This is a genomic window from Desulfuromonas svalbardensis, assembly GCF_055389415.1.
Map to the genome: position 1 here is coordinate 3,182,927 of NZ_AP042416.1, position 14,619 is coordinate 3,197,545.

Annotated in this window: 12 protein-coding genes; 2 read left to right on the forward strand and 10 right to left on the reverse strand. The window is 46.1% G+C overall.

The features are described 5' to 3' along the window. Window positions 1-19 precede the first annotated feature (19 nt). Entirely contained in the window at window positions 20-1,072 is a 1,053-nt protein-coding gene (locus ACZ5KY_RS14210; protein ID WP_464244553.1) for a phospholipase A, read from the forward strand. An 86-nt stretch (window positions 1,073-1,158) separates the two neighbouring features. Here ACZ5KY_RS14210 and ACZ5KY_RS14215 read toward each other — a convergent pair whose 3' ends face one another. The 7 genes from ACZ5KY_RS14215 to nadC form a co-directional block, all read right to left on the reverse strand. Continuing rightward, window positions 1,159-2,349 (reverse strand): M24 family metallopeptidase, encoded by a 1,191-nt coding sequence (locus ACZ5KY_RS14215; protein WP_464244554.1) that lies wholly within the window; start codon window positions 2,347-2,349, stop codon window positions 1,159-1,161. Between the two features lie 72 nt (window positions 2,350-2,421). Continuing rightward, window positions 2,422-4,086: an AMP-binding protein gene (locus tag ACZ5KY_RS14220; RefSeq protein WP_464244555.1), complete on the reverse strand. Its 1,665-nt coding sequence runs from the start codon at window positions 4,084-4,086 to the stop codon at window positions 2,422-2,424. Window positions 4,087-4,251: 165 nt separating this feature from the next. Then, window positions 4,252-5,259: a hypothetical protein gene (locus ACZ5KY_RS14225; RefSeq protein ID WP_464244556.1), complete on the reverse strand. Its 1,008-nt coding sequence runs from the start codon at window positions 5,257-5,259 to the stop codon at window positions 4,252-4,254. Window positions 5,260-5,261: 2 nt separating this feature from the next. After that, window positions 5,262-7,343 (reverse strand): elongation factor G, encoded by a 2,082-nt coding sequence (gene fusA / locus ACZ5KY_RS14230; RefSeq protein WP_464244557.1) that lies wholly within the window; start codon window positions 7,341-7,343, stop codon window positions 5,262-5,264. A 121-nt stretch (window positions 7,344-7,464) separates the two neighbouring features. Then, window positions 7,465-8,235 (reverse strand): type III pantothenate kinase, encoded by a 771-nt coding sequence (locus tag ACZ5KY_RS14235; protein WP_464244558.1) that lies wholly within the window; start codon window positions 8,233-8,235, stop codon window positions 7,465-7,467. 155 nt (window positions 8,236-8,390) lie between these two features. Further along, window positions 8,391-9,374 carry a biotin--[acetyl-CoA-carboxylase] ligase gene (locus tag ACZ5KY_RS14240; protein ID WP_464244559.1) on the reverse strand — a complete coding sequence of 328 codons (984 nt, stop codon included), beginning with the start codon at window positions 9,372-9,374 and terminating at the stop codon, window positions 8,391-8,393. A 27-nt stretch (window positions 9,375-9,401) separates the two neighbouring features. After that, window positions 9,402-10,226, reverse strand: a complete 825-nt coding sequence (gene nadC, locus ACZ5KY_RS14245) for a carboxylating nicotinate-nucleotide diphosphorylase (protein ID WP_464244560.1) — start codon at window positions 10,224-10,226, stop codon at window positions 9,402-9,404. Window positions 10,227-10,391: 165 nt separating this feature from the next. On the opposite strand from nadC, the gene ACZ5KY_RS14250 reads away from it, so the two are divergent. Beyond that, window positions 10,392-11,360, forward strand: coding sequence for an OmpA/MotB family protein (locus ACZ5KY_RS14250; protein WP_464244561.1), 969 nt, complete (start codon window positions 10,392-10,394; stop codon window positions 11,358-11,360). Between the two features lie 20 nt (window positions 11,361-11,380). On the opposite strand, the gene ACZ5KY_RS14255 is transcribed toward ACZ5KY_RS14250, so the two are convergent. From ACZ5KY_RS14255 to arfB, 3 genes are all read right to left on the reverse strand, one after another. Beyond that, window positions 11,381-12,046, reverse strand: a complete 666-nt coding sequence (locus ACZ5KY_RS14255) for a hypothetical protein (RefSeq protein ID WP_464244562.1) — start codon at window positions 12,044-12,046, stop codon at window positions 11,381-11,383. A gap of 4 nt (window positions 12,047-12,050) precedes the next feature. Then, window positions 12,051-13,988: an ABC-F family ATP-binding cassette domain-containing protein gene (locus tag ACZ5KY_RS14260; protein ID WP_464244563.1), complete on the reverse strand. Its 1,938-nt coding sequence runs from the start codon at window positions 13,986-13,988 to the stop codon at window positions 12,051-12,053. A gap of 67 nt (window positions 13,989-14,055) precedes the next feature. Continuing rightward, window positions 14,056-14,472, reverse strand: a complete 417-nt coding sequence (gene arfB, locus ACZ5KY_RS14265) for an alternative ribosome rescue aminoacyl-tRNA hydrolase ArfB (RefSeq protein ID WP_464244564.1) — start codon at window positions 14,470-14,472, stop codon at window positions 14,056-14,058. Between the last annotated feature and the right edge of the window lie 147 nt (window positions 14,473-14,619).

Genomic DNA, 14,619 nt, shown 5'->3' on the forward strand with positions numbered 1-14,619 from the left:
ACAGGTGGAGAATTTAAAAATGCTACGTTGTAAACACACCTTTGTTCTATTCTTTTTGTTCGTTACCCTTTGTCTATCAACAACGGTCTACGCACTAAATGAATCTAATCGCGGCAATGCTTCACAGAGTTGTATGATTTCAGCGATGGAGAGTGGTCTTTTTGAAGAGCTGAGTCTTGGCGAATTGCGTCAACGTTGCGCAACGAGTTCGGGACGAATATCCATTGAAAGCACTATCGCTGAAACGGACAAAAAGGACCAACCTGTAAGCTTATTGGAGCAACGCCTCGATACAGAAGAGGCGGGCGAGCACAACCCCTTTACTCTTACAGCACATCGACGTAACTACTTACTGCCTGTCACTTACAACAACAATACCAATGGCCGCCCTTTTGATGTCGATAGTGACGAAGTGGAAAACATTGAAGCGAAATTTCAAATCAGCTTTAAATTTCCAATCTGGAACGACATCATTGGCGATGCTGACCTCTGGGGAGCCTACACGAACATATCGTTTTGGCAGGCCTATAACGATACCTACTCCAGTCCGTTTCGTGACTCAAACCATGAACCAGAGATGTTTTTAGCCGTTCAAGGGAAACGCGAGATTCTCGGCTTTCAAAACACCTATAATACCTTTGGAATCGTCCATCAATCGAATGGTCAGGGAGGATCACGATCGCGCAGTTGGAATCGCGTCTACCTCCATTCAGTCTTTGAGCGTGGCAACCTGGCCATCACCTTCAAGCCGTGGTACCGCCAACCTGAAGATAAAAAAAGCTCTGAGACAGATCCATCTGGCGACGACAATCCCGACATTGATCGTTTTATGGGCTATGGCGAGATTACTGCCGGCTACAAACTTGATGACCACGTCTTTTCAGTGTTGCTCCGTAACAACCTACGTGAGTCGGGTAATAAAGGAGCCGTTCAGCTTGATTGGACCTTCCCCTTGACGCAGCACCTCAAAGGGTATGTTCAATACTTCAACGGCTACGGTGAAAGCCTCATCGACTATAACGCTTCAGTCAATCGCATTGGCGTCGGTATTGTTCTAACCGATTCGCTATAGCATTAAACATAACGTTCGACGATAAAAGGCCAGCTTTCTTAACGAAAGCTGGCCTTTTATTTACAAAACAATTGTCAAACTACCCGTTACAAAACCACTAACTCTTCAGCTGAATAAGTCAACGGTTCAACACCATCATCGGTGACTACATAGGTATTTTCAATACCAACAGCACCAAGGTCGGCATATACAGCTTTAGGTTCAAAGGCAAAGGTCATATTTTTTTCGAGTAACTGCTCGTTAAAACCGCGAGCTATAAATGGGAATTCATCCAACTCTGTACCAACTCCATGACCAATGAAGGACACCTGTGCGCCAGCTACGCCCATAAACGACTCTTTGTAGCCTAACTCACAGGCCAGTTGGTAACAACTATCATACACCGCCCCCCAACTCACTCCAGGTCGGGCGATAGAGACCATGTGCTGCTGAATTTTAACCATGTCAGCGTAGGCAGTAACTAACTGTTCAGGCAAGCCACCGACACAGAAGGTTCGTGTCTGATCACAAAGGTACCCATCGGCAGCACCGAGAAAATCGACAATGATTGGCTCATTGCGGCCGATCACTTTATTCCCTGCACCTTGACCAACCGCTGGAGTAACACCGGGGCCACCAAGTGGGGTGTCACTAAAGGCGGGAGTCGAACTTGCGCCCCCTGAAAAAGCATGACCACAGTAAAATTCTGAATTAAAGGCGCGCATTCGGGTGATCCCTTGATGGCCACTGAGTCGTGCAGCAAACTCTAACTCGGCAGACAACTCAAGATCGGTCATCCCTTCGCGGATAATCTCTTTAGCACGTTGATAGATCGCCTCTTCCTGTTTGGCTGCTTGACGCATCAAGTCGAGTTCATACTCCGATTTAATCATTCGCACTAAACGGATAAAAGGGGTCGCGTCGCGCACGTCAACCTCAGCAAAAGGCTTAACAAAACGGTTATAGGTGGTAACAGGAACCACGTCTAGCTCCATTGCCATCACCTTGGGTAAGGCAATCCCATGCTCGGCCATAATATCGGGAAGGTTGCGAGGACTTTTAAAGGGGATAACATATTCGAGTTGCGACTCATTTTTAGCGCGCGCTAGATCCTTACGCACGCAATACACGGGAGCCCCCTGAGCAGGAACAATAAGCGCGCCTTGCTGAATTGAACCGGTAAAATAGAAAAGGTCGGCATTTTGTAACAACAGGGCAACATCAATCCCTTGCTCACAAAGATATTGCTGTAACGCTTGACAGCGCTGGGTCAATTCTTGTTTCGGTGTAATCGTCATACTCGCTCCTTGGTTTTTATTCCCCTATAACGCAATCAGGCATCCACAATGTGGATGCCTGAATTATAACGTCTATGCCATTTCAACCTGTTCAGCGTCTTCGAGCTGAAGGTCTTTAATCGCCATCTCTCGTAACTTAAACTTTTGAATTTTGCCACTGGCTGTCATCGGGTACTCATCAACAAATTTGATGTAATACGGAATCTTATAATTTGCAATCCGTCCCTTGCAGAATTTCTTCACATCCTCTTCGGTTAACGTTGCCCCCTCCTTAACCTTGATAGCAGCCATCGCTTGCTCACCAAATTTACGATCGGGAACACCATACACCTGAATTTCTGAAACAGCGGGATGGGTGTAGAGAAACTCCTCAATCTCACGCGGATAAATATTTTCACCACCACGGATGATCATGTTTTTAATCCGACCAGTAATTTTACAATAGCCGTTCTCATCCATTACCGCTAAATCGCCGGTATGCAACCATTGATCGCTATCCACTGCAAGAGCTGAGGCTTCAGGAAGATTGTAATAACCTTTCATTACGAGGTAACCTCGACAGCACAACTCCCCTTGTTTACCTGCGGCCAACGTTTCCCCAGTTTCAATATCAGCGATTTTCACTTCAACATTGGGCAACGCTCGGCCAACCGTCGCGACACGTAACTCAACGGGATCGTCGGTGCGCGTTTGGGTAATAACAGGCGATGCTTCAGTTTGACCGTAAGCGATGGTCACTTCGGAGATATTCATATCACGAATGACCCGCTTCATCACTTCAATGGGGCAAGGTGATCCAGCCATAATTCCAGTACGTAAGCTGGTTAAATCATAGCGCTCAAAACTGGGATGCTCTAATTCGGCAATAAACATCGTTGGTACACCATGAAGTGCCGTACACTTTTCAGCTTCAACCGTTGCCAACACCGCCTCAGCAGTGAAGGTTTCCACGGGAACCATCGTTGAGCCGTGGGTAACACAAGCGAGGACTCCAAGAACACAACCAAAACAGTGGAAAAATGGTACCGGGATACACAGACGATCCTGCTCTGTAAAGCGCATACATTCGCCAATATTGTAGCCATTATTGACAATATTGTGATGAGTCAGCATTACCCCTTTAGGAAAACCAGTGGTTCCCGAAGTGTACTGCATATTGATGACATCATCCTCATGCAGAGAAGCGCGCACCTTGTCATACGCCTCATCAGAGATCTCCTCACCCAAGGCCTCAATGGCGTTAAAGTTGGACATTCCTGTGGGTGTTTCATCACCGATATACATTACATTCTTTAAACGCGGCAGTGCCGCACAGTTGAGTTCTGAACCATCACTATCTCTCAACTCAGTCGCAACGTCATAAACAGTATCGATATAGTTGGTGTCTTTAAAACCATCAACAAGAAATAGCATTTTCGAATCGGACTGCTTAAGAACATAGTCAAGTTCTGATGATTTATAGCTGGTATTCACAGTCACCAACACCGCACCAATTTTAGCCGAAGCAAACTGGACAATAACCCATTCAGGAACATTGGTAGCCCAGATGGACAGATGGTCCCCTTTTTTGATCCCCATCGCCAGCAATCCTTTAGCGACTCGATCACACAGCGTATCGAACTGCTGGTAACTGTAACGGATGTCGCGGTCGGGATAGACCAAAGCATCATTGGTAGGAAAACGACGAGCCATCTCTTCAAGGATACCACCAACGGTGAAGTGCATTGTTTCAGACATGAAAGTTATCTTTCTTCTGGATAAAGTCCCTAACCAACAAAGTGAAATACACCTTGAAGGGGATAAATTTGTCACGGATTGGCATACAATTAGTTAAAAGAGTTTTCTGAATAACATAGTAAAAATAGCCCAGTCAAACCAAAACAACACAAGTTGACACCTGAATTAGCCATTACGATTTTGTTTTGCAGCAATCATGCGCCGACAGTTATTAACGATGGCCGATGAAACGTTACGGCTCTTAGCTAGCATGCGTACATCTTTATCATTCATGGTCGACAAAAACCGGATAGCCTTCGGTAGTGGCGTGCGTGGATGCATCACCAAAGCATGGCGAACGGCGTAATTTTTAAGCCACTCACGATTAAGCAAAATCTCGCGAATAACATCTTCACTACTACTGCGGTTTTGGACTAAAAACAGAATCTCACCATCAGTAATCCGTGGATTTCTTAATACAGCACTGCTGACGGTTTTATTGGAATCTTTCACCAAAATATTGCGCCACTCCTTGTCGCCCGTCATGGCCATTTTTACTTTTTCAGCCATCCCGAGTTCAAGAACCATCTTCTGTTTATTAATATTTTGCGTCTGTTCATATTCATCAGAGAACTCATCATCGACACCGTCACCGTCAAGGTTTGATAAAACATCGATGGACATAGTCTCTTCGATGAGACGCTTCATGTCATCGGAAGCCTGTTTATTCTCTAACACCGCCGCCCTTACCGTGGGGGGAAACCCTTGAACAAAGGTATCGTCGCAAAAATGACTTAAAATTTCATAACTACAGTTGGCAAAAATATGCACCCACGTTTCATCGACAACGACGGGATTACGCCGTAAAAGAACTAACGTACCCAAATCTTCAATTCGAAGGCGAGCAATATAATCTAAAACACGGGAATGCTGGGTCGGGCTTTCAAGTACTGGCCGCAAGGCACTATTGGAACTGTTCAGCACGGTCTGCTGGGCAACTTCTTTCAGCTCATCACTTCCATGAAGTGAAAACAGAAACAGCGCATGAACTTGATCAACACTATTCAATGTTCCATGGCCACGCGCAATCTTCATCTGATAAGCGGGATCAGCATCTTTAGCAAACAGTGCAGCGACTTCAGGCGAAACCTGAAGACGCTGCACGGGCTTTTCATTTTGTGTTGTAGCTGGCAAGATTAACTATCCTCTTCGTTACGAGCGGCCAAAACTTTAGCCGTCAGATGAGATGGAACCTCTTCATAGTGGGAAAACTCGGTCGTGAACAATCCGCGATCAGAGGTCATGGAGCGTAGTTCCGGAGCATAACGCAACACCTCGGCCATTGGCACCTGAACAACAATGGATTGACTCCCCGCCTGAGGTTCAACGCCAAGAACTTTACCACGACGTGAGTTCATGTCACCAATCACATCACCAATATAATCATCCGGAACGATCACTTCCATTTTCATGATCGGTTCTAACAGCACGGGCCGCGCTTGCTCTAACCCTTTTTTAAGTCCCATTGAACCAGCAATTTTAAATGCCATTTCAGAGGAATCAACAGAATGGTGCGAACCATCGAACAAAGTCACTTTGACATCAACAACAGGGTACCCACCTAAACTGCCCTTGCCGAGTGCTTCTTCAACCCCCTTATTAACCGCAGGGATATATTGGCGTGGCACAACCCCACCAACAATTTTATCAACAAATTCATAACCACCACCAGTACTAAGTGGCTCAATCTCTAACCAAATATCGCCAAATTGGCCGCGACCACCCGATTGTTTTTTGTATTTACTCTGTAGCTTCGTCGCGCCTTTTATGGTTTCACGATAAGGAACCTTCGGTAGCTCCAACTCCACCGACACCCCATATTTACGCTTAAGTTTTTCCACCGCAACTTCAATATGAACCTGGCCCATGCCCGACAAAATCAACTCATGGGTCTGTTCATCACGAGTAATTTTCAAGGTCGGATCTTCCTCAATCAACCGCTGTAATCCCGAATGAATCTTATCTTCATCGTTTTTACTACAGGCTTTTAATGCAAAAGATATCACCGGTTTTAGTTGAAGCAAACTCTCAAAAACAATCGCATCGGTTTCACTCGATAGCGTATCGCCAGTGGCAGTCTCTTTCATTTTCGCTACGGCAACAATATCACCCGCAACAGCCTTGGCGATAGGAACCTGCTTTTTACCTTCGAGTTGGTAGAGCTGGCCAACGCGCTCAGTGACCTGCTTACTCGAATTAAATACCGTTGAATCGGAGGACAACTCACCCGAATAAACACGAAACAACGTCAGTTTGCCCGTGAAAGGATCACTGTTGGTTTTAAACACCATGGCTGAAAAGGGTTCGCTTTCGCTCGGTTGCCGTTCAACAATCTCATCAGAATCTGGCCGGGTACCGATCTGAACGCCCTTATCCAAAGGAGATGGCAAACAGTGATTCACATAATCAAGCAATTGACGAACACCAATATTTGCCGTAGCACTACCGCAAAGAACAGGGGTAAACACACCCGTCAATGTTCCTTCGCGTAGTCCACGTAACACCTCTTCACGTGAAAGATCTTCCTCTTCAAGATACTTTTCCATCAGCGCATCGTCAGCATCAGCAACAGCTTCCAACAGTACAGTACGCAACCGCTTGGCTTCATCACGATATGAATCTGGAATCTCACTTTCAACATACGTCCCTTTCTCATCAAACTGGAACGTACGTGCTGTCATCGACACAAGATCGATAATTCCGTTAAAATCACTCTCTTGCCCGATAGGCATATTAACCAGAACCCCACGGCAACCAAGAGTTTTTTCCATATCATCAACAGCACGTAAATAATCGGCGCGTTCACGATCCATTTTATTGACAAAGGCAACCATTGGAACCTCGTACTCTTGGCTCCATGCCCAAATTTTTTGTGTTTGCGCCTTAACACCTGAAATAGCAGAAACAATCATCACCGCACCACCTAAAATTCTTAAGCAGTTACGTGTATCATGTAAAAAGTTGGAATAACCCGGAGTATCAACAAGATGGAGGCTGTGGTTTTCCCACGCACAATGGTGCAGACTAGAACTGATGGTGATTTGGCGCTTAATCTCTTCTGGCTCAAAATCCATATTGGAACTGCCGTCATCAACTTTACCAAGTCGATCCGTCATACCAGTGTTAAACAGCATGGCTTCAATCAGAGACGTTTTACCCGCCCCTCCATGTGCAACAACGCCTAGGTTTCGCAGATTAGCTGTGTCATACTTTCCCATGGTTACCCCTTTCGTTACAAGTATTAGAGGAACATCACAAAGTCATTTTACGAACAACAATAGCGTATCGAGCAAATAAACCTTTTTTCTATGGTAATCAGTCTACCCCAAAAGTGGGTAATTAACGTCTACAGTTTAAATGATAAAGATGTAGCAGCCCATCAAGAGTTAACATCGGATCAACTTCGTCGATGGTTTCAGAGGCTTTGGAAATTTGTTCAGCAAGACCACCTGTTGCAATCACCATCGGTGTTCCGCCCACTTCACGTTTCATCCGCGTTACTAGACCATCAACCAGACCAGCATAACCATAGAGTAGACCAGCCTGCATACTGTGAACCGTGTTTTTTGCCACCACTTTCGGTGGCTCAGTCAGCGCAACGCGAGGTAACTTACTGGCATGCGAATGGAGCGCATCAGCAGAGATCCCCAAACCTGGTGCAATAGCGCCACCACAATATTCGCCCTCAGCACTGATATAATCAAAGGTGGTCGCGGTTCCAAAATCAACAACAATTAAACTCTGCGGGTGACGTTTATATGCTGCGACAGCGTTAACAATACGGTCAGCACCCACTTCTTGAGGATTATCGTAACAAATTGGCATCCCCGTTTCCATATCGGCATGAACCACATAGGCTTCAGAGGAGAGATACTTACGACACATGCGCGTTAGGGCATCAAGCATCGGTGGCACAACGCAAGAGATGATCACATCGTCAATGTCACTAAACCGCTCTTTGGAGAAGTCCATCAAATCGTTAATGAGCATGGCATATTCATCATCCGTACGAGAGTGATCGGTACGAATACGCCAACTATGGAGCAAGGTTTCCTCGCAAAACAGTCCTAAAACAGTATTGGTATTTCCAACATCAACGACTAATAACATCGTGAACGGTTCTCCTATTTTTATAAACCCTCAAACCACCGATTATCTAACCAGTACAACGAACAAATCGGATGGGCGGTCGGGGTGGATTGCGGAAAGTCAAGTGACAACGTTGAACGCAATCCACCCCGACCGACCATGACACCAAACAACATTTAAACGGGCCGCACATCACCAGCATAAATCTCTTGCTGTTCCCCACTGGCTAAACGCAACAACAGTGCACCGTCTGCCGCAATGCCCTCTACGCAACCGACAAAAATTGTTCCACCACAATCAACACTGACCTGACATCCAACCATTTCAAACAACGCTTCCCATGCAAGGCGAATGGGGACAAACCCTTGTTGGCAAAATAATTGATAGAGACCATCAAGCTGACGATACAACTCTTGGGCAAACGCCAAGCGGTCGATCCGTTGCCCTGTAGCAAGAAGCAACGACGTCGCGGGATAGCGCAAATCATCAGGAAATTGATCTACTGTCATATTCAGATTGACACCAATACCGAGAACGACATAATGAATGCCCTCCATCTCTGCGCTGATCTCATTGAGTAAACCTGCAATTTTTTTGCCGTCGAGAAGAATATCGTTCGGCCACTTCACCGCCACTTGAATGTCCGCGACAGCCTCAACCGTACGTGCTACCGCAACAGCAGATAAAAAGGTTAACTGAGCCGCTTGAATGGGTAAGAGTGTCGGTCGTAGCAAAATGGAAGTGTATAGATTAACCGCAGCAGGAGAAGTCCATGCGCGCCCCATCCGCCCGCGACCAGAGCTCTGGCCCTCAGCGATAACGACCGTGCCATGTTCCGCCCCCTGTTCACCAAGCTCTTGTGCGCGCTGATTGGTTGAATCGGTCTCAGTAAAATACTCGACACGCTTCGCGACGAACTGCGTTTCCAAGCCAGACTGCACAGCCATCGGCAACAATAGGTCGGGTTGGTCAACAAGGTGGTAGCCACGTGAAGGAACCGCTTCAATCGCATAGCCCATTTCACGCAAGTGACCAATATGCTTCCATACCGCCGCGCGACTCACGCCCAATTTTTGGCTGATATTCTCACCAGAGAGAAACACATCTCCTGCGCTGAGAAATAAACTTAAAATTTGATCGCGTAATCCAGTTTCAGCCATAGGGTATCTTTTCTTTACTAAATAGATTTATTGAAACAACATAGAAATATCAACCGCTGGACTTGAGTGGGTCAACGCGCCAACCGAGATCAAGTTGACCCCAGTGTTAGCAATATCAGTCACCGTCTCAAGGTTAACACCACCTGACGCTTCTGCAATAGCTCGACCATCAATCAGTTCAACCGCTTCGCGCATGGTCTCCAAATCCATATTATCTAACATGATAATATCGGCACCAGCCTCCAATGCTTCACGCACATCGGCCATATTCTCTGTTTCAACTTCAATTTTAAGGGTATGAGGAGCACGTTTTTTCGCTCCCGCAACAGCAGCGGTAATACCACCAGCAGCAGTAATATGATTCTCTTTAATCAACACGCCATCGTACAACGAGGTGCGATGATTCTGACCGCCCCCCATCCGTACTGAATATTTATCGAGAACACGCAGGCCCGGCATGGTTTTACGCGTATCAACGATAATCGCATCGGACTCAGCAACCGCTGCAACGAATGCCGCAGTATGAGTCGCAATACCGCTCATACGTTGCAACAAATTTAAGGCAACCCGTTCCCCTTGCAACAAAGTGTGAGCATCGCCCTTAATCCAAGCGATCACTTCACCGCGCTTAACGAAGCCGCCATCTTCACGTAAGGCGTCAAAAGCCACATTGGCATCAAGAAGTGTAAAAACACGCTGTGCGACCTCTATCCCTGAGAGATAAAAATCCTCTTTAGCAACCAGTTCGGCCTGTGCAGGCGTCTCTTTTGGTACCGTTGACAAGGTGGTAATGTCACCAGAGCCAATATCTTCTTGCAGTGCCGTCTGAATAATACGATCAATTTCAAACACAATTTCTCTCCATAACGTGTTGATAATACTAAGTTGATATCATAAGAGATTCAGCGCCGACAACTGAAAACGAGGCGCTACCACTCAACAGAAAACCATGGACATTACGTCAGAATATGATAAAAATCGATGATTGATAAGTAAAACTTCTAAGGGAGGCCTATTGTGTTCATAAAAAAAACGACATTTCACCTAACTTCATCTTTTTTTTCACCCAAACGATCTGCGATTTTACTGATGTGTACCCTCGTGATGATGAGTGGTTGCGTAAGCAAAGGGGCCTTTCAACAAGCCGTCAATAAAAATGCAACCTTAAATAATGAGATGGCAGTTCAGCGTCAAAAGTTTGCCCAACTTCAAGCGACTGAGCAGAACCTAACTCAGCATATTGAGAACAAAAAAACTGAGATTGAAGCGCTGCAACAACAAAACATCGAAGCGATGGCAGAACTTGAGAGGCAGTCAAGTATTTACGGTGCCCGTACTGTTGCTTCGCAGCAAAAGATTGATCAACTAAACCAGCAACAGCAAGCGTTAGAACAAGAGCGGCAACGTACCGAGGAGCGTTTTCAGGAACTTCAAGTGATCAACGAAGAGAAAACAGGCACCATCTCTGAGTTGCAGAACAACCTTGAGCTTGAACGCATCGCTCGTGAAGCGCGAATTGCAGAACTCTCGCAAACCTATGACACCCTCGTAAGCAGCCTTGAAGATGAAATTCATCGAGGTGAAGTGACCATTAGTAAACTCAAAAATCGTTTAACAGTCAATCTGGCGCAAAAAATCTTGTTCCCATCGGGCTCAGCCGAGTTGTCCGGCGAAGGGCAAGCGGTTATTGCTCAAGTGGGTGAAGTGCTCAAAGATATTGCGGATAAAACGATTCTGGTTGAGGGACACAGCGATAATTTTAAAATTAGCCCAACACTACAACAAAAGTTTCCCAGCAACTGGGAACTTTCAGCGGCACGTGCGGCAAGCGTTGTGCGCTACTTACAAACCCCAGTTGGTATTGCCGGCGAGAAACTCTCCATTGGCGCTTATGGCCCCTATCGGCCAATAGCTGATAACGCAACGGAAGAGGGCCGTGCTCAAAACCGTCGCATCCAAATCATCCTCGTGCCAAAAGAATCTTAACTGGTCGCAACAAGGGCAGACTAAGGATTTAGGTCACGCCACACCTGCAACCACACTTTTTCGAGATTAACACCGCGAACCCGACAATCCTGCTCACCAGTGGGATTGGCGCGAAGGATATCAACCATGCAACGCTCATCAAGGGTAATGGATGTCGCAATGTCAATTTCAGTAGACAGTCCCATCGAGCCATCGCAAAAGAAGCCATGCGACGTTCCTTCAGAATAGAAAATCATGACAATGCGATCACCACTGTGTAAGCGCAAGCAGCCACTAAATTGTTCTTTTTTTAGCCGAGCCATTAAGCGATGAATATCTAACAGCTCGACAAGCTGATCTCGCGCTTCCACTTTTGCCTGACAGAACTGACGCACATAGGGGAGGAAATCATCCTCTAGCCGATAGACTCCCATCAAACATGTCTCGCACTGAACTTCACGAAAAATCATCTGCAATGCTAATTCACCACACAATCGCTCACGTCGTTCTTCGCCGACGTAGCGCTTCCACAAGGCGGCAACAATCTGCCCTTTTACATAACCAATAATACCGCTCCCTTGTGCAACCTCAAAAGAGAGATAACCGCTAAAATGGTTTGAACACATTTTTTGTAACGCATCGGGCATTTTCAACTTTGAAGTGTCTAGATGCTCTTTAATGGTTTTACCGCGAGGTAACAAACGCATGGATCTACTCCTCAAGTTCAGCAATTTCAAGCTGCAATTGCTCCCATTGTTGATACAAGTTTTCAAGCACACTCGCTAATTCAGAATGCTGCTTCGACTTCAAACTAAACTGCTCATGATCTTGATATAAGTCTGGCTCAGCAAGTTGCGTCTCAAGATCACCATTTTTTTGTTCGTGCCCTTCGATGTCCGCTTCAAGCTGCTTGAGTTGTTTTTGTAACTTGCGACACTGGCGTTGATCTTCTTTACGCTTTGTATGATCTTTTTTACGCTGATCTTTATCGGGACTATCAGCAGATGAATTTGTTTGTGCGGTATGCTCAACGCGATTTTCGCCGTGCTGATTCACCCCTTCAGCCTGTTTAGTCTGTAAAAAATCGGCGTAATTTCCATAGTGGGAAGTGATATGCCCCCCCTCAACGTCAATGACTCGCGTCGCGAGTTGATCAACAAAATAGCGGTCATGAGAAACAAACACTAAGGTGCCGGCATAGCTATGTAACGCTTGCAACAATACATCTTTCGATTGCAGATCAAGGTGGTTAGTTGGCTCATCAAGAAGCATGAGATTCGCGGGACGGAGCAAGAGTATAGCCAAAGCTAAACGGTTGCGCTCACCACCCGAAAGTACCGAAACCCGCTTATGAACATCATCACCACTAAACAGGAAAGTACCAAGAACATCTCGCAACCGTGGCACCATATCAACAGGTGATTTCGCCGTGATCTCTTCGAGAACCGTATTGGTTTTTTTGAGAGTCGCGGCTTGATCCTGAGCAAAATAAGCCAGTTCAAGGTTATGGCCCTCGTTACGCTGCCCTTCATTCGGTTGTTCAATCCCAGCCAGCATCCTCATCAGGGTTGATTTACCCGCACCATTGGCGCCCACCAGTGCAAGGCGTTCTTCGCGCGTGACCGTTAAGTTGACACCGTGCAGGACTTGATGGTCGCCATAACGTTGCCCAGCGTCCACTAACTCTAGCAACTCTTTGCCGCCGCGCGAGGGTTGAGGGAACTTAAAGGCGATCTTTTTCCGCTGTGGTGGAATTTTAATCCGGACAATTTTTTCAACTTGGCGAATCCGGCTTTGAACTTGGCTGGCTTTATTTGCTTGATAGCGAAAGCGGTTGATAAACGCTTCAACCCGTTCTATCTCTTCATCTTGACGCTGCTTAGCAGCGCGCAAGGCGGCAACACGACGATCTCTCTCTTTAAGATAAAGAGTATAGTTCCCCGGATATTCCGTTAGATCACCGTTCCAAACCTCGACAATACGCTGCACCACCTGATCCATAAAATAACGATCATGAGATACCAAAACAACGGCAAAGGGGTAGTTGCTGAGATAGCTCTCAAGCCAGTCTCGCGCAGGGAGATCAAGATGGTTCGTTGGCTCATCAAGGAGTAACAAGTTTGGCCGTTGCAGAAGTAAGCGCGCCAAAGCAATCCGCATTTGCCAACCACCCGAAAATTGTTCACAAGGCTTATTCCAATCTTGCTCGCTAAAGCCAAGTCCGTGCAAAACGCGCGCAATATCAGCTTCAAGAGTAAATCCACCACGTTGACTGTAGAGATCTTGCAAATGAGCGTAGCGGTCTAGGGCCTTTTCATCGGCTTCCTGACTTATTTTCACCTCAAGTTTCTCAATTTCAGTTGCCATAGCCAGCAGGTCGGAACACGCACTGCGCACCTCCTGAAACAAGCTCGTACCTTCATAGTGCAAGCCATCCTGTGGCAGATAACCAAAGGTTGTCCCTTTGGCAACAATAACATCGCCTTTATCAGAGACAGTAAGACCGCACAACAGTTTCAGCAGTGTTGATTTCCCTGCTCCATTTTCACCACATAAACCAATTCGAGAACCGGGGCGAATATGCCAATTGACATCGGTAAAAATTTTACGTCCCGAGAAGTCGACCTCAATATTTTTCAGTTGCAACATAATTTATCCAATTTAAATTTAACCTGTATCGGTGGGTCAAAACGAATAGATGAAGGTTCAAGTGTTACTAAAAATCTTTCACCTTACCACGTAACGATTTTGTCCGCCCGCGTAACGTTTTACCATCCATCCTTTTTCTACGAGCTGAGCGACTTGGTTTGGTCGATGTTCGATTTTTTGCAACCACCATCACCCGTTCTACCAACTCCTTTAATCGACAACACGCTTCAGCACGATTCATCTCTTGGCTCCGATGCTGCTGCGACTTAATCACCACGACACCCTGTTTGGTAATTCGCCGATCCGATAGCTGCAATAATCGGGATTTATACACCTGCGGCAGCGAGGAGTTTTGAATATCAAAAAAAAGAATGATCGCTGTGGAGACCTTATTCACATTTTGCCCACCAGCCCCCTGTGAACGGACAGCTTTCACCACAACCTCATGCTCAGAAATTGTGACATTGTTTGAAATTTTAATCACAGCAGTCCTCTTTATAAATCAATTCAACAATAATTCAACAAATTAAATCATTGCACAGGAAACAAACAACCTACTGAAAACATTACAATCAGACCCGACATCGAGTGGTATTAGCGCCGATGTCGAATGAAAAACCACCGTTAAACC

Excerpts from the sequence above, each read along its gene's own strand:
- ACZ5KY_RS14235 (WP_464244558.1), bottom strand. The coding sequence starts at position 8,235 with ATGTTATTAGTCGTTGATGTTGGAAATACCAATACTGTTTTAGGACTG.
- fusA (WP_464244557.1), bottom strand. The coding sequence starts at position 7,343 with ATGGGAAAGTATGACACAGCTAATCTGCGAAACCTAGGCGTTGTTGCA.
- ACZ5KY_RS14240 (WP_464244559.1), bottom strand. The coding sequence starts at position 9,374 with ATGGCTGAAACTGGATTACGCGATCAAATTTTAAGTTTATTTCTCAGC.
- ACZ5KY_RS14255 (WP_464244562.1), bottom strand. The coding sequence starts at position 12,046 with ATGCGTTTGTTACCTCGCGGTAAAACCATTAAAGAGCATCTAGACACT.
- ACZ5KY_RS14215 (WP_464244554.1), bottom strand. The coding sequence starts at position 2,349 with ATGACGATTACACCGAAACAAGAATTGACCCAGCGCTGTCAAGCGTTA.
- ACZ5KY_RS14210 (WP_464244553.1), top strand. The coding sequence starts at position 20 with ATGCTACGTTGTAAACACACCTTTGTTCTATTCTTTTTGTTCGTTACC.
- ACZ5KY_RS14260 (WP_464244563.1), bottom strand. The coding sequence starts at position 13,988 with ATGTTGCAACTGAAAAATATTGAGGTCGACTTCTCGGGACGTAAAATT.
- ACZ5KY_RS14220 (WP_464244555.1), bottom strand. The coding sequence starts at position 4,086 with ATGTCTGAAACAATGCACTTCACCGTTGGTGGTATCCTTGAAGAGATG.